20 protein-coding genes, 1 tRNA gene and 1 riboswitch are annotated in these 19,372 nt (G+C 36.6%); of the genes, 4 read left to right on the top strand and 17 right to left on the bottom strand.

Going from position 1 to position 19,372, the window contains the following annotated elements:
* Window positions 1–7 precede the first annotated feature (7 nt).
* The 3 genes from IGL15_RS06085 to IGL15_RS06075 all read right to left on the bottom strand — a co-directional run bounded on the left by IGL15_RS06085 (window position 8) and on the right by IGL15_RS06075 (window position 2,573).
* Window positions 8–844, bottom strand: coding sequence for a helix-turn-helix domain-containing protein (locus tag IGL15_RS06085; RefSeq protein ID WP_002292704.1), 837 nt, complete (start codon window positions 842–844; stop codon window positions 8–10).
* 183 nt (window positions 845–1,027) lie between these two features.
* Complete coding sequence (locus tag IGL15_RS06080) at window positions 1,028–2,245, bottom strand: pyridoxal phosphate-dependent aminotransferase (protein WP_002303757.1); 1,218 nt, start codon at window positions 2,243–2,245, stop codon at window positions 1,028–1,030.
* A gap of 148 nt (window positions 2,246–2,393) precedes the next feature.
* Window positions 2,394–2,573 carry a hypothetical protein gene (locus IGL15_RS06075; protein WP_002303756.1) on the bottom strand — a complete coding sequence of 60 codons (180 nt, stop codon included), beginning with the start codon at window positions 2,571–2,573 and terminating at the stop codon, window positions 2,394–2,396.
* Between the two features lie 54 nt (window positions 2,574–2,627).
* Between IGL15_RS06075 and IGL15_RS06070 the strand changes: the two genes are divergently transcribed.
* Window positions 2,628–2,711 (top strand) — tRNA-Leu (locus IGL15_RS06070).
* A gap of 239 nt (window positions 2,712–2,950) precedes the next feature.
* Here the strand turns inward: IGL15_RS06070 and IGL15_RS06065 are convergent.
* Window positions 2,951–4,321 carry a DUF6056 family protein gene (locus IGL15_RS06065; protein ID WP_104765662.1) on the bottom strand — a complete coding sequence of 457 codons (1,371 nt, stop codon included), beginning with the start codon at window positions 4,319–4,321 and terminating at the stop codon, window positions 2,951–2,953.
* A gap of 92 nt (window positions 4,322–4,413) precedes the next feature.
* Between IGL15_RS06065 and fosX the strand changes: the two genes are divergently transcribed.
* The gene (gene fosX, locus IGL15_RS06060) at window positions 4,414–4,770 is read left to right on the top strand and encodes a FosX/FosE/FosI family fosfomycin resistance hydrolase (protein ID WP_146089584.1); all 357 of its coding nucleotides are present in this window, start codon (window positions 4,414–4,416) and stop codon (window positions 4,768–4,770) included.
* A 266-nt stretch (window positions 4,771–5,036) separates the two neighbouring features.
* Here fosX and IGL15_RS06055 read toward each other — a convergent pair whose 3' ends face one another.
* The 3 genes from IGL15_RS06055 to IGL15_RS06045 all read right to left on the bottom strand — a co-directional run bounded on the left by IGL15_RS06055 (window position 5,037) and on the right by IGL15_RS06045 (window position 7,334).
* Complete coding sequence (locus IGL15_RS06055) at window positions 5,037–5,327, bottom strand: hypothetical protein (RefSeq protein WP_002295437.1); 291 nt, start codon at window positions 5,325–5,327, stop codon at window positions 5,037–5,039.
* Between the two features lie 207 nt (window positions 5,328–5,534).
* Complete coding sequence (locus IGL15_RS06050) at window positions 5,535–6,227, bottom strand: DNA-directed RNA polymerase subunit omega (protein ID WP_104765600.1); 693 nt, start codon at window positions 6,225–6,227, stop codon at window positions 5,535–5,537.
* A 153-nt stretch (window positions 6,228–6,380) separates the two neighbouring features.
* Window positions 6,381–7,334: an IS30 family transposase gene (locus IGL15_RS06045; RefSeq protein WP_438767043.1), complete on the bottom strand. Its 954-nt coding sequence runs from the start codon at window positions 7,332–7,334 to the stop codon at window positions 6,381–6,383.
* A gap of 354 nt (window positions 7,335–7,688) precedes the next feature.
* Here IGL15_RS06045 and IGL15_RS06040 point away from each other — a divergent pair, with 354 nt between their 5' ends.
* Window positions 7,689–8,312 carry a LysM peptidoglycan-binding domain-containing protein gene (locus IGL15_RS06040; protein ID WP_104765540.1) on the top strand — a complete coding sequence of 208 codons (624 nt, stop codon included), beginning with the start codon at window positions 7,689–7,691 and terminating at the stop codon, window positions 8,310–8,312.
* Between the two features lie 83 nt (window positions 8,313–8,395).
* On the opposite strand, the gene IGL15_RS06035 is transcribed toward IGL15_RS06040, so the two are convergent.
* The 8 genes from IGL15_RS06035 to IGL15_RS06000 all read right to left on the bottom strand — a co-directional run bounded on the left by IGL15_RS06035 (window position 8,396) and on the right by IGL15_RS06000 (window position 16,358).
* On the bottom strand, window positions 8,396–9,118 hold the full coding sequence (locus tag IGL15_RS06035) for a TatD family hydrolase (protein ID WP_104765584.1): 723 nt from the start codon (window positions 9,116–9,118) through the stop codon (window positions 8,396–8,398).
* A complete protein-coding gene (locus IGL15_RS06030) occupies window positions 9,108–9,845 on the bottom strand; it encodes an ABC transporter ATP-binding protein (RefSeq protein WP_002297010.1) in 738 nt (245 codons plus the stop codon). Before IGL15_RS06030 ends, IGL15_RS06035 begins: the two co-directional genes overlap by 11 nt.
* A gap of 11 nt (window positions 9,846–9,856) precedes the next feature.
* The gene (locus IGL15_RS06025) at window positions 9,857–10,849 is read right to left on the bottom strand and encodes an ABC transporter substrate-binding protein (protein WP_002339393.1); all 993 of its coding nucleotides are present in this window, start codon (window positions 10,847–10,849) and stop codon (window positions 9,857–9,859) included.
* A gap of 14 nt (window positions 10,850–10,863) precedes the next feature.
* Entirely contained in the window at window positions 10,864–11,607 is a 744-nt protein-coding gene (locus tag IGL15_RS06020) for an ABC transporter permease (protein WP_002297003.1), read from the bottom strand.
* 73 nt (window positions 11,608–11,680) lie between these two features.
* A riboswitch (TPP riboswitch) is annotated at window positions 11,681–11,785 on the bottom strand.
* A gap of 62 nt (window positions 11,786–11,847) precedes the next feature.
* Window positions 11,848–13,170 (bottom strand): dihydrolipoyl dehydrogenase family protein, encoded by a 1,323-nt coding sequence (locus tag IGL15_RS06015; protein ID WP_086300128.1) that lies wholly within the window; start codon window positions 13,168–13,170, stop codon window positions 11,848–11,850.
* Window positions 13,157–14,122 (bottom strand): ABC transporter ATP-binding protein, encoded by a 966-nt coding sequence (locus IGL15_RS06010; protein ID WP_002289763.1) that lies wholly within the window; start codon window positions 14,120–14,122, stop codon window positions 13,157–13,159. The genes IGL15_RS06015 and IGL15_RS06010 overlap by 14 nt, the downstream gene beginning before the upstream one ends.
* Window positions 14,119–15,657 carry an ABC transporter permease/substrate-binding protein gene (locus IGL15_RS06005; RefSeq protein WP_002289765.1) on the bottom strand — a complete coding sequence of 513 codons (1,539 nt, stop codon included), beginning with the start codon at window positions 15,655–15,657 and terminating at the stop codon, window positions 14,119–14,121. Before IGL15_RS06005 ends, IGL15_RS06010 begins: the two co-directional genes overlap by 4 nt.
* 413 nt (window positions 15,658–16,070) lie before the next feature.
* Entirely contained in the window at window positions 16,071–16,358 is a 288-nt protein-coding gene (locus IGL15_RS06000; RefSeq protein WP_002289767.1) for a hypothetical protein, read from the bottom strand.
* A gap of 133 nt (window positions 16,359–16,491) precedes the next feature.
* Between IGL15_RS06000 and IGL15_RS05995 the strand changes: the two genes are divergently transcribed.
* Complete coding sequence (locus IGL15_RS05995; RefSeq protein ID WP_002297002.1) at window positions 16,492–17,160, top strand: YitT family protein; 669 nt, start codon at window positions 16,492–16,494, stop codon at window positions 17,158–17,160.
* Between the two features lie 296 nt (window positions 17,161–17,456).
* Here IGL15_RS05995 and IGL15_RS05990 read toward each other — a convergent pair whose 3' ends face one another.
* Together IGL15_RS05990 and IGL15_RS05985 are read right to left on the bottom strand one after the other, a co-directional pair.
* Entirely contained in the window at window positions 17,457–18,197 is a 741-nt protein-coding gene (locus tag IGL15_RS05990; RefSeq protein ID WP_086300130.1) for a hypothetical protein, read from the bottom strand.
* A 129-nt stretch (window positions 18,198–18,326) separates the two neighbouring features.
* The gene (locus IGL15_RS05985; RefSeq protein WP_002289258.1) at window positions 18,327–19,274 is read right to left on the bottom strand and encodes a LacI family DNA-binding transcriptional regulator; all 948 of its coding nucleotides are present in this window, start codon (window positions 19,272–19,274) and stop codon (window positions 18,327–18,329) included.
* Between the last annotated feature and the right edge of the window lie 98 nt (window positions 19,275–19,372).

The following is a 19,372-nucleotide window of genomic DNA, read 5'->3' as shown; positions in this document are numbered from 1 at the left end:
ACACCATTTATAGATTTTTTGAAATTTGTTTCACAGCTTGTGCCAATCCTTCATAAAATGCTGCTCTTTCTGGTTCTTCTTTACGCTTGTATATCAAGCTCTTAAGCACAAATAAATCATTGAGATAATAGTAACTATTTTTCTCTTGAGCCCAATAGATTCCTTGGTTCACTTGCTCTAGTGCTTCGTCAATTTCATTTTGATGGAATAAGAAATTTCCATAATTATAAAAAATTTGCGAAAATTCACTTTTTGATCGTTCATCAGCTGATTGATGCAGCAGTTGGATGCTTCGACTCAAATAGTAGCGTGCTTCAGCCGTTTTTCCTGCCACACCATATATTTTTCCGATACAACTAATCAGTTGTATTTCTGTGTCAGAAACATGGATTCTTTCTTTTTGGCTAGAGTAACTCAATGCTTCTTTCAAATAATAAAGGGACTGAGAGATATTTTGACGCAACGTGAATTCGCAAACACCGAGATAATAATAATAGCGTTGAAAGTCAGTTGCTTGATACAGATTTTCAGAAATATCAGAAGATTTTAGTACTTGTTCTAACTTCCGGTAATCACGTTTTTGGAAACAACTATCCAACAGTTCAAATAATTTATCGTTTGTCCGAGTAGTTTTTCGAGAGAGATTCATCACATGATCAATCGTTACCCCTAGCCGTTGACAAATCTGCATCATCACCAATACATTCGGCAGTTCCTCATTATTTTCGATCCGACTTAATACACTTTGTGAACAAATATCTTGCGAAAGCATTTTTTGCGTCATTTTTTGTTCTTTTCGAATCTCTTTAATGATCGTTCCAAAGGACTCGATTAACGTTTCCATAAGTATCCTCCCCAAAATATGCGTATTCGCATTCTATTCGTATTTTACTTTAGGAAGTCGCAAACTTCAAGAAAAGACTTGCAACTAAATAATATACTTTAGTTATTTAAGAAAACTCCACTAGAAAGAGAGCCTCAGTGTGTTTGTCTGTGGCCCTCCTACTGAAAAATTTGGTTTTTAAAATCATTTTTGGCGATAGGTTGCTAGGAATTCTCTCATTTTCTTAGCTGTTTGTTTCAAATCATCCATTTTAGGAAGATAAACGATTCGAAAATGATCTGGCTGGTTCCAATTAAATCCACCACCATGTACAAGTAGAATATGATGTTCATGTAAAAAGTCCAAAACGAATTTTTCATCATCCAAAATATTGAATCGCTTTGTATCAATTTTTGGGAATATATAAAAAGCAGCTTTTGGTTTTACGGCTGAAAGACCAGGAATATCATTGATTGCATTATAGATATATTCTCTTTGTTCATAGATCCTTCCGCCTGGCAGGAGCAGCTCATCGACACTTTGATAACCGCCTAGCGCGGTTTGGATAATTTGCTGAGACAATACATTGGAACACAAACGCATGGAGGACAACATATTCAGCCCTTCTATATAGCCTTTGACGTGTGACTTATCTCCACTTAGGACCATCCAGCCTACTCGAAATCCTGCTACACGATGAGATTTGGATAGACCATTCAGCGTAACAACGAACAAATCAGGCGCTAATGTAGCAATCGGAATATGTTCTAGACCATCCATCACTAAGCGATCATAGATTTCGTCGGAATAAATAATCAGGTTGTTTTGTCGAGCTACTTCAACGATTTCTTCTAATAATTCTTTTGGATAAAGTGCCCCAGTAGGATTATTAGGATTAATGATAACAATAGCTTTTGTCCGACTCGTTATTTTTGATTTGATATCATCAATATCAGGATACCATTCTGCCTCTTCATCGCAAATATAATGAACAGGTGTGCCTCCAGCTAATGCAATAGAAGCCGTCCACAACGGATAGTCCGGCATTGGAACCAGTACTTCATCTCCATTGTCCAGCAACCCCTGCATACACATCGTGATCAATTCGCTCACTCCGTTGCCGGTGTAGATATCATTGATCGTCACATTCGGAAAATGTTTCAGTTGGCAATATTGCTCAATTGCTTTTCTAGCAGAAAAGATCCCCTTGGAATCTGAGTAGCCTTCTGAGTCACGGGCATTCATGATCAAATCACGAATGACTTCGTTTGGTGCTTCAAATCCAAAAGGTGCGGGATTTCCCGTGTTCAATTTTAAAATACTAATGCCCTCTTCTTGCATCCGCTCCGCTTCTTCTAGAACGGGACCGCGAACATCGTAACTGACACCTTCTAATTTGTTGGATTTTTCAAATTCTCTCATCACTTAGCCAATCCCTCATTTCAAAAAGTTAGAACTTTCCAAATTTTTTGTTATTTACTATTTCAATATCATACTCCATCCTAGAAAATTTTGCCACTTATTTAGGAAAAACGTAAGTATTAAAAAAACACAAACAAGCGTTAAGAACTTAATTGTCATGATAGTCATTCCATAGATTCGCTGCCCAATCCATTGCAATTCCACAAATGATTCCTAGCATAAAACCAAGCAAAAAACGTCCGAATGCAAGTCCAATCAATACACCTAAGATCATTCCCAGTCCTGAAAATTCTCCGTCATATTTCTCCATCTTAATAAGTCCTCCCATTTTTGAGCTTGACAACTATGTAAAACCTCGCTATCATTATTGTGTTATTATTACGCAGATGTGTTGGAATTGGCAGACAAGCATGATTGAGGGTCATGTGAGCGTTAGCTCGTGTGGGTTCGAGTCCCATCATCTGCACTACAACTCGTGAAGTTAATTTTGCTTCACGAGTTTTTTTGTTTGAACGTTTCTTTATGCCATTATATACATATCACTGTATCCTTTACAAAAAGAACGTACAATCATGTAAACAGCCTGAGGTGAGTATATGAAGGTCGGAAACAAGCTACTCGTAGAAACTTGCAAGTGTTAAAACAATTAATCGAAAAACGAGTAAAATCCCTCACCTAATACTAGAGCGAGGGATTTTTTGTATATTATCTGTTTATCACCGTTATTATAAAGGTACAAATACCAAGCACGGTTAATCCAAATTGCATAAATTCATTTTTTTGTACACTCATGCTTTTCATTAGCTCTTTAACTGCCATTAGTACTAAGATGGCGATAACAACATAAAGTATATAGTACGTCCGCATTCCTGAAGCCCATACTGTGGGAGAAAATCCCATAATTAACCTTGAACAAAATCCCATTATCATCAAAATAACTAAAAAAATAGAAGTTTTCTTATTGTCAAAACTTAAATAAATTCCAACAATTAAACATAGTAATAATGCCAAGACTATTAAAGTAGCTAACCAAGTACCTGGATAAAAAAGTGACAGTTTCGTTCCTAACTCTGTAAAGAGATTATTCAGGTTACTACTACTCCAAATCATTGCCCTTTTATTTCCATTGACGTAAGTAAAGCTTTGACCCATTGTATTACCAAAATAAATAATCAGGTTTAAGAAAAACGGTAATGCAGTCAATATACGCACATAATAGTTTTGACATTTCCTATATGTTAGAAGGAAAATTAAGAAAAATAGCAATAAAAATAAGATATTCATGTCTAAAAAAAACGGCTTTCCAAATGATGAAATACCTAAATCTAACTTATTAAGAAAGTTGAAATTTTTATATTCAGGAAACCATTTATTAATTTCATGTGCAGCACGTAATGCATTCCCTGGAGTTGTCAAAGAGAAAATTAATTCTGCTAAGCTTATTATTGAAAATACTGATAACTTATAATTATATCGTCCATTGACAATCAAATATAAACTAACTATACTTGTTAGAACAAAAAAACAGGCGTTGACTTGTTCTTGATTAGTTAAAAATATCAATAAAGGAATACTTACCCAATATATTTTTCTATTTATTTCTTCTCCTCTTAAGAGTTGAAAAAACGGATAAAAAGTTAGTAAACTAAATGCTACTGGCCACTGATAGTTCAAGGTGGTTGCTCTCCAACCGGTTTCCCCCATTACTGTCAATGGTATTAAACAGTATATAGAGCAAACCAATAATAAATTTTTAACATTTATTTTCTCAAAAACATACTTGCAAAGTAATACTACAATTCCTAACATAATCGTAGAATTTAATAATTTCCATAGCATAAAGTGTTTAGAAAAGAACATTAAGAATAGTTCTATAATAATTCTTGAACTCCATGTCTTATAATGTTCTATCGAAGCACCCAAATAGCCAAGTTCATCTAATCTACTTGCATAAACTACGTCATCCGCTCTCATAGTCGGCATATACATATTAAAGAGTAAAAAGATACCCCAAATCCCTATTAGTAACAAGATCAGTTCTTTGTTATTCGTTATTTTTCTATTATGTTTGTTCATTTTTATACTCCTTCTTATATTTCCTAATAGAGTATAACATAGCTTTAAGCATTACTTAAAGATAACTTAAAAGTTATCTTTTAAATACTTAATTGTTAAATACCTTATTTGATGCAAAAGAAATCTACGATAGTCAACAAAAAAAATTTTCATTATATCCAGAAAAATTTTTCTTAGTTAAGGACCTATGGATTGCAGTAATGCAGAATTCGTCGAATAAACTGCCAAAGACATACAATCATATTGCTTTTAAAATTGACGAACAAGATATAGATTCGTTTGTCTCAAAAATCCAAATGTTAGGTTTAACTGTCGAACCAGGACGTTCTCGTGTGAAAGGCGAGGCTTCTTCAATTTACTTTTACGACTATGATAATCACCTCTTCGAGTTACATACCGGTACTCTCCAGGAACGTTTAAAATCCTACAATTCCACTACCTGCGACTAGTAATGACTAGTCTCTTTTTATGGCCTCTGATCCCCCCCATTGAGCGAATACTAATAGGGCTTCGAATTGATCTGTTCAATCTTTAAGCAATATCCCTCAAATGAGTTTGTAAAGTTTAGTGATTCATCACAAATACTTAAATACATGTAGTTGTATATAGATTGAGGTTCTTGTGAGCGTATGCTCGTGTGGGTTCAAATCCCATCGTCTGCATCCATCTTTCCAAAACAAGCGGCTAGGACATTTTTGTCTCAGCCGCTTGTTTTCTAGTTTATTCTTTCATCTTGTCGGACCTTTTTTCTTGGGTATAGACTTTTCTCATATTCTACCACAATTTTGGGTTTCCCTAACACATGATAGGATCTCACAACAAATTGCTTTCTATTATTATAATAACCTGTAACGACTAACTTCATCCCTTCGTCTACTTCAGCTAGGAAGTTCAAACTATGGGAAGCAATCAAACAATTGACCCCATTTAAACTGAAACGGATCAACGGTCTGGCACTGACTTGCAAAGTACGGATCTTATCTACTGTTCCATATTTTTTCTCCATAACCTTCACCTCAATACCATTATACGAACATACATTCCCTTTGTAAAGAAGAAACTCTGTTTTATCTTGTTGACTTTTTGTCTATTACCTTTCTTAAAATCATATTGGCACTTCCTGCGAAGATGAAGGACATGTACTAAAAAAAAGAGGCAGCAGTATAGATTACTGTTGCTTCTTTACTAATTTAGGTTTACTTGTTAAGAAAGATTATTTACGCAAATGTTCTTCAACAATTTGCTGAGATTTATCAGCTGTATCTTCCACTTCATCTTTTGCTTTTTCTAACTTTTGAATATATTGTTTCAAGCTTGAGTTTTCACCAGTTGCTTCGTCTAATTTCTTTTGTGTATCTGTTAACTGAGTTTCTACATTTGTTTTTTCTTGTGTAAGTGTTGCGATTTGTTGGTTCAAACCATTTACAGTATTTTGTAATTCTGAAAGTTTTGCTTGTGCTTCTTGTAGTCTTGCTGTCCAATCTGCATTCAGATGATTGATTTCATCATTTTTTTGGTTGATCTCATCTAGTTTGACATTGATTTCATTTTGTTTGCTTTGTAGTTGTGCATCCTTGCTGACTAATTGACTTTCTAAGTTTTGTTTTTCTGCTGCCGATTGATTTTTTTGGTTTTCTAATTCATTTACTTTTGTTTGGTATTCTTGGACATCTGCCTTTGAATCTTGCAATGTCTGTTCTTTTTGTGCTAGTCGAGCGGTAAGATCTGTAATCGCTTGCTCTTTATCTGTCAATGTATGATCAAGCTGTGTCAGATTCTCATTGATTGTATCAATATCTGTCTCTCCACCCCACAAAATAATTTCATTTGCGTACCGCGTGCCTGTGTAGCCAATTAGACATAGAAATGCAACGACAATCCCACCAGTAATAAATTTCTTTTTCATTTGCATAGCTCCTTAATCCAATACTTTTACATACTAAAAGTAAGTGATCTCAAACACAATGTCAAGCGTTTTTAAATTACATATGTAATTTTAATATAAATACTATCAAATACTCATTTAATCCTCCTTTTTTATCTATTATTATTTGTCAAATTAAGCGAGACAAAACTTTCCATTTACGTAACTCAAAAAAACTTCTAATGGTGTTTGGTAATTTAGTGATTTTCTAGGGATATGGTTTCTTTTGGACGCAACGGATGAGATGAATCCTTGATTGACTTGGTTGAATTCCATTTCTTTTGGTAGTCCATCTTTTCGGAGGAGTCCGTTTGAATGTTCATTTAATCCCCGTTGGGAAGGCGTTCCTGGGTCTGCGAAATAAATATCAATATCATTCGTATTACTAATACTTTTCCAATTAGAGAATTCTTTTCCACAATCAAAGGTAATTGATTTGAAAAGATTTTTGGGTACGGATTGAAGCCATTCATTAATCGAATTTTCAATATCAACTGCCTTACGGCCTTCTGGTTTCAAGGCGATAATGGCTTTTGAAAGTCGCTCAACGAGTGTGATGACGGCACTTTTATGGTGGATGCCGTCAATCGTATCACCCTCTAAATGTCCAAATTCTTCTTCGAAAACGACATAATCTTTTTTACGTTCAGAAATATTTCTTTTGAATGCCTGTTTTCCACGTTTTTCCTTATAACCATTTGGTTTTCGTTTTCCTTGCATCGGTAAATGTAAAACATTGAATTCTCCCGTCTTAAACCGGCGATAGAGGGTACTTACTGAACAAGAGAAGGTTCGCTCTGCACGGCCAATAATGACGTCTGGGGTCCAACCTTCAGTTGATCTTTTTTCAATGTATTCTTTTTCCTCAGCAGGAAAAATGATTTCGGTTCTCCCACAACGTCGCTTATTTTCTTTGTATTGTTCAAAGTATTCAAGTGCTGTTCCACCACATTTGAGAAAGTTATAGACATTGTAAATTGTTTGGCGTCCACGTTTAAGCTGCTTCGCAACGATAGCAACCGGAGTTTCTTGATGAAAATATGCTTCTATCATTACAAGCTCGTTTGGTGTAAGATGGGTATAAGTCATTTATGTTCACTCTCCTTGTATGCTTTAGCGGGTATTACAATTTGAGTGTAACATAAATGGCTTTTTTATTTGTCTCGCTTAATTATACAAACGGCGTATTTAAAAAATCTTTTTTATAGAGAAAAATGCAGGTTAATACTTTCTTAAATAAATATTTATGGTGAACAAAAACAAAAAAGCAAGTTTTATTAAACGTAACCCTTTTCATTTCATAGATTACTGTATTTATTACAAAAAACGTGGATTTGTCATAAATTGTCATGCTTCTTTTACCTATGAAATATTTTCACGTGTTAAAGTATTCCTCGTTGAACACAACAAATAAAACTTTTTAACGAATAAAGGAGATTTTTCATGACATCACTTAAAACTTTACTTTTTGGAACAACTTTGGCTGCCGGCGCTGCATTCTTCATGGGAACGACTACTCATGCGGACGAAGCTTATACCGTTCAATCAGGTGATACTCTATCAACGATTTCTCAAAAATACGTTGGTGATAACTCCTTGATCAATGCCATTGCAGAATCAAATTCAATTTCTGATATTAACCTGATCTACTCAGGACAACAATTAACAATCCCAACAGAAGGCTCTGCACAAGCAGCTGCTGAACCTCAAGCAGCCGTTCAAGAAGCACCAGTCCAAGCTGAACAACCTGTTGTACAAGAAACGGTTCAAACGGAAACACAAGCAGCGCCTGTTGCTGAAACACAACCTGCTCCTGCTGTAACAGAAACTGCTGCTACTCCAGCAAGCACAAGCTCTGCAAAAGAATGGATCGCACAAAAAGAATCAAGCGGTTCTTACACAGCAACGAACGGACGTTACATCGGCCGTTACCAATTAGATTCTTCTTACTTAAATGGTGACTACTCTGCTGCAAACCAAGAAAGAGTAGCAGAACAATATGTTACTTCACGTTATGGTTCTTGGGAAGCGGCGAAAGCATTCTGGGAAGCAAACGGTTGGTACTAAGATTCATTTATTAATCGAACGGTTTACTTTTATACAAAGAAAGCCAAAAAGAGGTGTGACACAACTAGTGTCACACCTCCTTTTTATTTACCTAATCTAATGAAACGTTCCAAGTTTTGATAAGTATTTTTCTTAACTTCTTCAACTGATAGCTCTTTGATCTCAGCGATTGTCTTTAACTGTTCTTCAAGCAGTGAGACATAATCTTTTTCTGAAAAAATCCCCCCTAAAGCCCACTCTGCTGCATGTAGTCCATCCGTTTCAATAAGTAAGTGGTCGATTGGGACTGTTTTAGCTAGTTGCCAGACTGCTGGGTTCTTTTTCAAATCAAGACCAATGCTGAAATAACAGCCTAAATCAATATAGTCTTGTTGATAGTCCAAAGAAGAATACCAATGAATCAAATAGTGATTAGGGTTAGCTTGGATATAGCTTAAGATCTCTTTTTCGCATCCTTTTGTATGCAGTACAACAGGTTTCTCATTTATGGCTGCAAAAGCAAGCTGTCGCTCAAATACTTTTTTTTGTGTAGTCATCGGTACATTCGTCCAAATATTATCTAACCCTATTTCACCGATGATCCTTGCTTTTTTCAAAAAAGGCTCAACTTGTTCAAACGTATAGCTATCTGCTTTCCAAGGATGGATACCGTAACTTAAGGCTTGAGTCTTACTTGCTGCAAGCTGTCTGTTTTCCTTCCATTCTTCTGGCGAATCACAATTGATGATCGACAAAATCGTGTGTTCCTGCTGAAGGAGTGCTAAACTCTGACTCCCATCTAAATGACAATGAGCATCACTTAACATCTAATTCACCTGCCAATAACTGATAAATCGTTTGCTTCAACTCTGATTGCTGCAGTAGCCATTCACGTGACCGTCGTTTTTCAGGCACTTGAATCTCAGCAATCACATGTGCCGGACGGGCGGAAAGCACAAGAATCCTGTCTGATAAATAAATTGCTTCTTCGATATCATGCGTCACAAGTAAAGTAGTCCGCTTTGCTTTTTTAGGCAGCTTCAACATCCAGTCTTGCATCTGCCCTCTGGTCATAGCATCTAACGCTCCAAATGGTTCATCAAGAAGCAAGTAAGAAGAAGGATTCATGATTGTTCGTAACAAGGCCGTTCGCTGCTTCATCCCGCCAGATAATTGTTCCGGCAAAAAATGTTCATAGCCGTTTAACCCAAAGATATCCAGATAATCCCTTACTTGTTCTTCATTGATTGTTAGATGATTGATTTTTTGATATAACGTAACGTTTTGATAGACGCTCAGCCAAGGAAGTAACATATCTTCTTGCGGCATATAACTAAATGCTGTATGGAGACCAGTTACTTTTTGATCGTCTACTTTGATCGTTCCAGAAGTCATAGGCTGGACTCCTGTTAAAGTTTTCAGCAATGTTGACTTACCGGCTCCGCTTGGCGCGACAATCGATGTAAAGGTATCTTTAGGGATAGTGAAATGGATGTCTTCTAATATTTTCAGGTTTTCAATGACTACATTCAAGTGGCTGATTTGGATTGACATATCTATCACTCCTATTTTATAAACTGATTAGTGAATAGTTCTTGCGAAGGTACATCTTGCTTGATCAATCCGTTTTCCTGCATAAAAGCTGTATAATTGCGCCAAACTTTTTCTTCCATCAATCCCCAATTCTCAGGATCATCCGTATAATTTTTTGACAAGAATGCTTGTGATTCTTCTAAAAACGTCCGATCATTTTCTTTTGCATATTTTTGCAACAGTTTAGCACTGTCATTTGGATCCTTAATAGCTTCCTGATAGCCTTTTTTCGTGGCATCCATAAAAGACTGTACCAATTCTGGATCACTTTTGATCAGTTGATCATTCGTAATAATTACCGGAGTATAGTAATCTAACCGTTCATCTAATTCTTTCAATGGGATATAGTTTAGTTCAATACCCGCTTCTTTTGCTTTGATCATATCCCAACCTTCAAAGTACCATTGGATATCTGAGGATTTTCCTAAGCTTTCTGGCCCTTCTCCATTGCTTCCTACCATTGTCAGTTTTGAAAAGTCCCCGCCGTCTTTTTCCATCACAGCTTTTAAGACAGCTTCTTCACTTGGACTTTGCCAACCTGCATATGTTTTTCCTTCAAAATCTTTTGGTGAATGGATGTTACTGTCTGATAGGGTGGCGAATCCAGAAGTATTATGTTTGATCACTGTAGCAATTGCTTTGACTGGTATATTCTGTCCATCTGCGTGAGCATAAGTGACATCTTCTTGATAACTTACACCAAATTGTGCTTTGTCCGCACCTACTAGACCAATACTTGTCGAATTATCTCCTGGTTCGATGATTTGGACATTTAAACCAGCCTCTTTATAATAGCCTTTTTCTTTTGCTAGGTAGATGCCAGTATGATTAGTATTCGGTACATAATCCAAAACAAGTGTCACTTTTTTCAAATCCTTTGTTTCTTGTTTGCTACTTGTTTCTTTTGCAGTGCCACAAGCGGATAAAAGCAACAGTAGCGGTAATAAAAGCCATAATTTTTTCATTTGATCCCCTTCTCTTAAAAAATATAAAGCATACGATAATACCCTTTTTTCAATAATGAACAAGCGCCATTCAGCAATAAACTCAATAGAATGACACAAATGATCGCAGCAAAAACTTTATCGATCTGGTAGCTGTTTTTTACGCGTATCATGTAATACCCTAAGCCTGCTTGAGCGCTTAGCCATTCTCCAACGACTGCTCCGCTGACACAATAAGTAGCAGCCACTTTTAAACCGGAAAAGAAGCCGGATAAACCCGCTGGTATTTTATATATTCGATAAATCTTCCCTGTATCTGCCCCCATCGTTTTCAAAAAGATGATTTGCTCTTTTGATACTTTCCTCAATGTATCCGAAAAAGAAACTACGATCGGAAAATAGCTTATCAAGACAACAAGGATCACTTTTGGAAGCATACCGAAACCAAACCATAGGGTAAGTAATGGCCCTAACACCATGATTGGCAACATTTGTGAAATCACTAGTAACGGATAAAAAGACATTTCTAAAAACTTCCAATAATCCATTGCCAAGGCAGTAATAAAAGAAAGAACGCTAGCTATTACCAAACCAAGCACTGCTTCATTTAATGTCGTGACAGAATGGGAAAGTAATACTTGTGCATCTGCCGCTAATGCAGAAAATACAGCAGCAGGTCCGGGTAAAATAAAGGCAGGTATTTTCCAAACTATGACAACAATCTGCCAAATAATTAAAATGAATGCCATACTGACTGCTGGATAAAGATTTTTCTTCATTTTGTTACCTCCTTTCTTCTAATATGAATAACAAAAAACGCTTGAAATGGGCACGACATAGTAACCCGCTTCAAGCGTCTGCTATGTTTCTCCCTTCACCAGTATTAACTGACAGGTTCAATGGGTCTAAGTTCACAACTTACTCTCATGTCGTCTACGACATCCCCAGAAACAGGTATTCATTTTTTAAAGTGTAGCACAAGAAGGAAAAAGCAACAAGCGCTTTAGTTATCATGCTGATTATTTCAATAAATAGGAGAGATCACTTGCCAATGTCGGATAACCCATGATATAGCTATCCAACTCTTTTTTAGTCAATTTTTGATTGATGACTAGTGTCAAATCATCGATCAATTCGTCTGCTTGCTCGCTAATCACTGCAGCACCAATCAAATAATTTTGCTGGTCAAAGGTCAATTCAGCCTTAGCAACTGGTTCATTGACACGATGATAGGTGAACCAACTGGTAAGATCCATCTCTACCACTTGATCTGACGAAGAGGCGTGACTTTTTGTAACTCCTACTTCAGCAAGTTTAGGACTGGCGTAGACGATCGTAGGTATAATCGGATATTTGATAGGTTCGCTTGTTGCATCCGTTATCCGCTTAGCTACATAATTTCCTTCAAAAGTGGCGACTGGTGTCAATTTGGGGGTTTTCCTTGAAACAATATCTCCACACGCAAAAATTTTTGGATTGCTCGTTTGCAGATAATCATTGACTGCAATTCCGTGTTTATCAAAGACGACATTCGCTTGTTCAAGTGCTAAAGATTCTGTATTCGGCTGTCTCCCAGTCGCACAAAAAATCATATCTGCTACTAATTCCGTCTCTTTTCCGACTAAACGATAGCGAGTACCTTCTGAAATGATCTTTTGGGTTTCAACATCAAAAGCAAACTGAATGCCAGATGCTTCCATTTGATGGACGGCTTCCTCTACCAAAGACGCCTCAAATTCTTTTAATGGCCGTTGATTATGATGGACAATGGTTACTTTGCTCCCTGCAGCATTGGCAATCGTAGCTAGCTCAAAAGCAATATAACCACCACCGATAAAAATGATTTCTTTAGGCAGTACAGGCAATGATAAAAAGTCTGCACTAGTTTTCAAGTATTCCTTTCCCTCCACTGGTAAGATCGCAGGTCTTTGCCCGGTTGCCAAAACAAAGTAATCCGCATGGAAGACTTCTTCGTTGACTTCAATAGATGAATCATCCAAAAAACGAGCGGTTCCTGAAAGATGATCGATTTCAGCTTCTGCTAATTGTTTTTTTCGGCTTTCTGGGACTGGATCCGTAAATGTTCGTTTGAATTTTTGAAGTTCTTCCCAGTTGGCAGTAGGGATCTCGTTAAAACCTTTTCCACTCAATTGTTTTACCCGATTACGTGCCTCTACTGCACTTAACAAGACTTTTTTAGGATCACATCCACGGTTAGGACAAGTCCCGCCCCATAGATCTTCTTCGACCACTAGTACTGTTTTACCTGCTTCTTTCAATCCATAAGCAGCACTTAAGCCGCTCACACCTGAACCGATGACGATTGCATCATATGTTTTCATTTCCTTCCTCCTCTCGACTTAAAAAAGCAAAGATTTCTTTACTTGTCAGCGACCCAATACTTCTTTGCTTTTCTACTATCACAATGCTTGGATACACCGAAAGAAGCGAATATACTTCTTTCATAGGCGTATCAAAGCAAACTTGTTGACGAGCATTTTCTGGTATTTCATTTAAGAAATATCCATTGACGACTAAATCTTCTACTCGCCACTCTTTCGTCTGTTTCGGTTCATCAAAGAAATGCCGAACGTAGTCGTTTTTAGGATTCATCAATAACTGCTCTGGTGTGTCACATTGGATAATTTCTCCATCCTTCATAAATGCAATACGATCACCTAGCTTGATTGCTTCTTCCATATTGTGCGTAACGAAAACGATGGTCGTGCCCAATTCTTCGTGTAAGGACAAAACCAATTCTTGTAATGAGTTTCTTGAAATCGGATCTAATGCGCTAAATGGCTCGTCCATCAAAATCACATCTGGGCTTGCAGCAATAGCTCGGATGATCCCGATCCGTTGCTGTTCTCCTCCAGACAACTCTCTAGGCATACGATCTCGATAAATATCAGGAGATAAGCCAACTTTTTGAAGAAGTTCATCTACACGGTCTGCTCTTTTCTGCTTTTCCCAACCTAACATTTCAGGGATGACTTCAATATTTTGCTTGACTGTCATGGTCGGGAACAAAGCGATTTGCTGTAGCACATATCCCATATTCCACCGCATTTTCTGCAGATTATATTCATTTAACGATTTTCCTTTGAAGTAGATGTCTCCTGCTGATGGTTTAGATAATCCATTGATCATTTTCAAAGTAGTTGTTTTTCCACTACCGGAAGGACCAACCAAAACAAAGATTTCTCCTTTTTTGATTGCCAGATTTAGGTCATCGATGACATACTTTCCATCATACTTTTTTTGCACATGTTTGAACTCGATTAATTTAGTCACTGATCTTCCTCCTTTACTAATCCTTCATTTTTCAGGAAGATTCGTGCTACTTCTGTCGGCTTTTTCTTTTCGACATTGACTTGGTAATTCATATCAATCATTTGATCCTCTGTTATTTTTCCGCTTAATTTATTCAGTGCTTTAACGATTTCAGGATGTTCTTTAGCAAAATCTTTTTTCATCAACGGTGCGCCTTGATAAGCTGGGAATAACCCTCGATCATCTTCTAGAGTCACTAGATCGTACTCCTTGAGCTGGCTATCTGTGGAATAGGCATCCACAATATTGACATCTCCATTATTGATTGCTTGGTAACGCAAACTTGGCTCCATGCTTTGTACACTTGAAAAATTCAAGCCATATGCTTCTTGGATTCCTTTATATCCATCTGAACGATCAATAAATTCCAGTGTGAATCCCGCTTTGATCTGATCAGAGATAGCTGCCAAATCGGAAATCTTTTTAAGTTGATGTTCGTTCGCAAAAGATCTCTTGACTGCCAAGGCATACGTATTTTGGTAAGCCATTGGTTTTAATAATGTCATATCGAATTGTTTATTCAATAATTCTTCTGCTTCGTCATATGTTTTTTCTTTTGTCAAATCAGCACTTTTCATTGCTTCAGGTACCTTCACCAAGCTTTCTAGGACAGTACCTGTGAACTCAGGATAGATATCGATTTGACCTTGATCCAGTGCATTGAACAAAAAACTCGTCTTGCCAAAATTCGGTTTTAATTCAACTTCTGTTTTTGTGTTGTCTTCAATCAATTCTTTATACATTTGGATCAGGATTTCAGGTTCCGCTCCTAATTTTCCAGCAATCGTGATGGTTTCATTTTTAAACAAGGCAGACTGATATAAAGAAACGCCACCAAATAAACACACCACTGCTGCTAAAGTAATGATGGAATATCGAGGTTTCTTATGCTGCAACCAGCGAATCAGTCCGCTGAATATAATGGCAAGCAAGGCAGAACTGATCGCACCAATCAATGTCAAAACAGGTGTATTTCGGTCAATACCTAACAAAATAAATGTCCCTAATCCACCTGCTCCGATCAATGCTGCCAAAGTAGCCGTACCGATGATTAAAACTAAGGCAGTTCGGATACCTGAGATAATGACAGGTAATGCGATTGGAAGCTCTACTTTCAGCAAGCGTCTCATTCTGGACATACCAAATGCTACCGCTGCTTCTTCAATAGACGGGTCAATTTCAGCTAGACCAATATACGTGTTTTGGAAAATCGGAAGCAAAGCGTAAATAACAAGTGCAATCAATGCTGGAACAGTTCCGATCCCTACAAATGGGATAAGTAAACCTAATAAGGCAAGTGAAGGAATCGTTTGGAGCACACCCGTGATCTGTAATAAGACTTCTGCCATTTTTTTATGATTGGCTGCCCAAATCGCTAAAGGAATAGCAATCAGTGCTGCAATCAGCAAAGAAATGAGAGAAATGGACAGATGTTGAAATGCAGCTTCCAGCAACTCGCCTTTTCTTTCACTTAATGTTTGTATAAAATTATTCATGCGACCTTCCTTTCTGTTATTCTTTAAGTATAAACATTTCTTTCCTTTTTCCCAACTAACTTGTCTTGCCTTAACCTTACAGCACGAACAAAAAAAGGAAAAAATACCTCTAAATATGCGGACAAAAAAGAATCCAAGCAACAAAGTCGGATCAACTTTTTGGTTCTCGTTTTTTCACTACGAATACCATAAAAATCTATACGAAATTGTCACTTGGAATCAGCTATATCTTTTTTACACACACAACTTTTATTTTAATAAAAAGAAACAGCCAATAAAGTAGAAATCTCGTGGGGGAGAACACCTTTATTGGCCTGTTCAACGAATATTATACTGTATCATGACACTTTTTTGCCAAAAATGTAAAAAACGGTTGTTTTGACATCATAAACGTCTTGTTTTCTTATTTTTACTTATATCACCACTTTATTTTCTATCTCTTTCACTCCATAAAGCGGAATGAGTTCTTCTTTTGACTGATAATAAACAGCTTTCTCACGGTTCTTCATCAAAAAAAGAAAGATGTCTTTCATAGCAAGTGGTGCTTTGCCGTGTTCAAATAAAAAGATAAATTGATTTGCTTTATTTATCTGGACCATTGTCACAGGCACCAGTTTTTGTTCTTGAGCCAAAAAAACTCCTTGATATTCTGTTTTTTTGGGTGATTTTGTAAGAATTGTCAATAAGTCTGCTGCTCGCATTTTTCCACTCCTTATTTGATAAATAAAAAGAAACAGCCAAAAATAATTTTTTTTCATTTTCCTCTTGAAGTAAGAGTATAAGTCAGTATAATAAAGAAGTTGCTGAAAATTTTCAAAAGAAAAGAGGCTAGAAATGAAAAAATTAAATTTATTTACAGAATTGTGCGGAATCATTTTAGGCGCAGGAATCTACGGATTAGCTGTGACAGGAATCAATATTCCATCTAAGCTGGCAGATGGTGGGGTTACTGGTATTGCTTTGCTCTTGCATAATCTTTTTGGATTCGCTCCTTCTGTCACTTCACTGCTTTTTAATTTACCTTTATTGCTTATCTCATTGTTTCTTTTTGGAAAACACGCTTTTCTCCGGACGATCGTCGGAACATTTGCGCTAGTTTTCTTTTTACATTTATGGGAGAGCCTTCATATACATTTTGCTGTAGATAGTCTACTGATCAATAGTTTGATGACAGGTATTCTTTCTGGCATTGGTTGCGGTCTCGTCTTTCGATTCGGCGGAAGCACAGGCGGAACAGATATCATTTATCAAGCCATTGAAAAATATTTTCATATTAAGATTGGCAAAAGTCTTTTCTTGATTACTTTTGGTATTTTAGTTGTCTCCTTGCTTTATTTGGATCTCACACATTTTCTGTATACATTACTTAGCTGTTCTATTCTATCTTATACATTGAATAAAGTGAAATATCTGGAAATTGGATCTGTTTTGCCCCAATTGGAAGCAAAACAGACTACAGAAACATTTGAACCACTTGACCCTCTTGAACAGTTAGAGCACTGATTCTTATTTTTCACTACTTTATTTAATTTACAGAAATATCATTATGTAAACTAAAATGATATTATTCAGTAAAATCTTCTTTATAAAAAAATAAAAATAAACTATTTTTGCAAACGATCTGCGAAAATAGTTTGTTTTTTTATTTTGCCATTATTTTCTTACTTATTGGGAGAAAAAATTCGCTTAAACTCAAAAAAATCTGAGGATACGATATAAACTTTCGGATAGAGTATAAAATAAGGAAACGCCGCAGCGTTTCCTTTCCAACTGTAGCCGAATATAAATTTGTATATCACTTATTTAAAATAGCTATTTTCTCCCAAAGAGTTTCCTTGATCATCGATCAATCCTTGTAATGAGCGTTCTAAGATACCATGGCTTTTTTTCGATTTTTTTTCTTCTGACTGCTTTGTTTCCTCTAACATTTTTGTTCGATTGAATGTTCGTACAGACGGCTCACCATTTCTTTTTTCTTGATACGGCGTCGGTTCAGTATCGAACAACAGATAAGAGTCATCCGTTTTTTTCATCGATTCGATTAAATGATCCTCAGAAATTTTGCTTTCTCTAGGGTCTGGGATAATCGATGCGGGTACATATTTAGGAACAAAATAAGAACGCTCCCGCACCTTCGTGTCAACAGATGCGTTTCGTGTAGTATGCTTGGACTCTGTCCTTGTTTCACTTTGTCTGACAGAACGAGAGGAATCACCAAAAAGTTTTTTTCGTCCTGTCGATGTGATTTCTGATTGGTAATGGCCGGTATAATCCGGTAATTTTCCTTTATGCTTTTCCAAATTTTCCTTACGCGGAGCTGACTTCAATCCATTTGTTGCACGACGCTTGCGACGGATTTTCTCGGTGTTCGTGTTCGTGAAATGAAATTCTTTCATCTGCTCAAACGGGGACTGATTCTGTTCAGTCAAAAGATCTTCTTGTCCGTCAAATAATACTCGCTTCTTGTCGTTGGTTAATTTTACGCCTAACTCATCATCGTACGCAGGAAAACGGAAATGTTTTCGTCTGATTTCTTTCATTCAAACCATCCTTCTCAAAAATGGAACTTTTCTCAATAATAGCACAGATTCATTGTTTTCAGTAGCAATGCGCTGATTATTTTAAGAAAATAGCGATGAATTTCATAAATATATATATAGTAATAAGACTTAATTCGTTGTCTCTCTGATAACTAGTTCAGGAAAAAAACGACGATAACCTTGACTCGCCCCTTTTTCTTCTATTTTTTTTAACAACATTTCTCCACATACTTCACCCATACGTATAATATCTTGCTTGATCGTTGTCAATTTAGGTGAACTGATTTGGTCTAAAAATACCCCATCAAATCCAATCACACCAAATTCTTCGGGCAAGTGTCCTCCAGCATTTATAATCCCTCTTACTGCTCCTAGTGCTAGCCGATCTGAACTACATACAAAACAAGTTTTATCTGTAAAATCTGCCCAGTTTTCTGTCATATATCTTTCTACTTCTGTCGAATGATTTGGAAACCGCAAGATTTTACTAGGAAGATCAACTTCCTTCATCACAGATAAATAACCAGTTTCCCTTGAAATTTCAAAAGGCTCGTCCACTTCGATACCGATATAAATAATCGTTTGATAATCTCTTTCTAAGGCATATTGCGTTGCTTTTGCTGTACCATATTCATTATCGCTGTCTACATAATCATATCCTTCAGAATTTTCCCCAAACAAGACAACTGGTTTTTCCAAACGATCGATCCAATCGAAGTCTTTTTTTCTGACACCTGTGATGATGTATCCATCACAAGAACCGACGTCGAAGGCATCATTTGTAACTAATTGGAGAGAATAATGCGCTTTACCGATCCGTTTAGCGATTCCCATCAGTAAATTCATGTAATAGGGCTCAGTTGTGTCGATTTCTTCCAGTATAAATAATTTGATGATCTGCGACCGATTCGTGACAAGTGCTTTTGCAGCAATATTTGGACGGTAATCCAGTTCAGCCATTGCTGAGAAAACTAACTCTTTCAATTCGTCAGTCACCTGTTCCGGATGATTGATGACTCGAGAGACCGTCATTTTTGAAACATTGGCACGTTTTGCAACATCTGCTAAAGTGGGCATGCTCTCTTCCTTTCTAACATGTTGTCATTCTTACTATCAATTATACCAAATTTTCCTAACAGAGTTTATTATAGCCCAAAATAAAAAACGGAAAATCC

This window comes from Enterococcus sp. DIV0436a (assembly GCF_051711605.1).
Taxonomy (GTDB): Bacteria; Bacillota; Bacilli; order Lactobacillales; family Enterococcaceae; genus Enterococcus_B; species Enterococcus_B faecium.
The sequence above is the reverse complement of the archived record's forward strand: the minus strand, read 5'-3'. Positions and strand labels throughout refer to the sequence as shown.

Excerpts from the sequence above, each read along its gene's own strand:
- IGL15_RS06085 (WP_002292704.1), bottom strand. The coding sequence starts at position 844 with ATGGAAACGTTAATCGAGTCCTTTGGAACGATCATTAAAGAGATTCGA.
- IGL15_RS06080 (WP_002303757.1), bottom strand. The coding sequence starts at position 2,245 with ATGAGAGAATTTGAAAAATCCAACAAATTAGAAGGTGTCAGTTACGAT.
- IGL15_RS06075 (WP_002303756.1), bottom strand. The coding sequence starts at position 2,573 with ATGGGAGGACTTATTAAGATGGAGAAATATGACGGAGAATTTTCAGGA.
- IGL15_RS06065 (WP_104765662.1), bottom strand. The coding sequence starts at position 4,321 with ATGAACAAACATAATAGAAAAATAACGAATAACAAAGAACTGATCTTG.
- IGL15_RS06055 (WP_002295437.1), bottom strand. The coding sequence starts at position 5,327 with ATGGAGAAAAAATATGGAACAGTAGATAAGATCCGTACTTTGCAAGTC.
- IGL15_RS06050 (WP_104765600.1), bottom strand. The coding sequence starts at position 6,227 with ATGAAAAAGAAATTTATTACTGGTGGGATTGTCGTTGCATTTCTATGT.
- IGL15_RS06045 (WP_438767043.1), bottom strand. The coding sequence starts at position 7,334 with ATGACTTATACCCATCTTACACCAAACGAGCTTGTAATGATAGAAGCA.
- IGL15_RS06040 (WP_104765540.1), top strand. The coding sequence starts at position 7,689 with ATGACATCACTTAAAACTTTACTTTTTGGAACAACTTTGGCTGCCGGC.
- IGL15_RS06035 (WP_104765584.1), bottom strand. The coding sequence starts at position 9,118 with ATGTTAAGTGATGCTCATTGTCATTTAGATGGGAGTCAGAGTTTAGCA.
- IGL15_RS06030 (WP_002297010.1), bottom strand. The coding sequence starts at position 9,845 with ATGTCAATCCAAATCAGCCACTTGAATGTAGTCATTGAAAACCTGAAA.
- IGL15_RS06025 (WP_002339393.1), bottom strand. The coding sequence starts at position 10,849 with ATGAAAAAATTATGGCTTTTATTACCGCTACTGTTGCTTTTATCCGCT.
- IGL15_RS06020 (WP_002297003.1), bottom strand. The coding sequence starts at position 11,607 with ATGAAGAAAAATCTTTATCCAGCAGTCAGTATGGCATTCATTTTAATT.
- IGL15_RS06015 (WP_086300128.1), bottom strand. The coding sequence starts at position 13,170 with ATGAAAACATATGATGCAATCGTCATCGGTTCAGGTGTGAGCGGCTTA.
- IGL15_RS06005 (WP_002289765.1), bottom strand. The coding sequence starts at position 15,657 with ATGAATAATTTTATACAAACATTAAGTGAAAGAAAAGGCGAGTTGCTG.
- IGL15_RS06000 (WP_002289767.1), bottom strand. The coding sequence starts at position 16,358 with ATGCGAGCAGCAGACTTATTGACAATTCTTACAAAATCACCCAAAAAA.
- IGL15_RS05995 (WP_002297002.1), top strand. The coding sequence starts at position 16,492 with ATGAAAAAATTAAATTTATTTACAGAATTGTGCGGAATCATTTTAGGC.
- IGL15_RS05990 (WP_086300130.1), bottom strand. The coding sequence starts at position 18,197 with ATGAAAGAAATCAGACGAAAACATTTCCGTTTTCCTGCGTACGATGAT.
- IGL15_RS05985 (WP_002289258.1), bottom strand. The coding sequence starts at position 19,274 with ATGCCCACTTTAGCAGATGTTGCAAAACGTGCCAATGTTTCAAAAATG.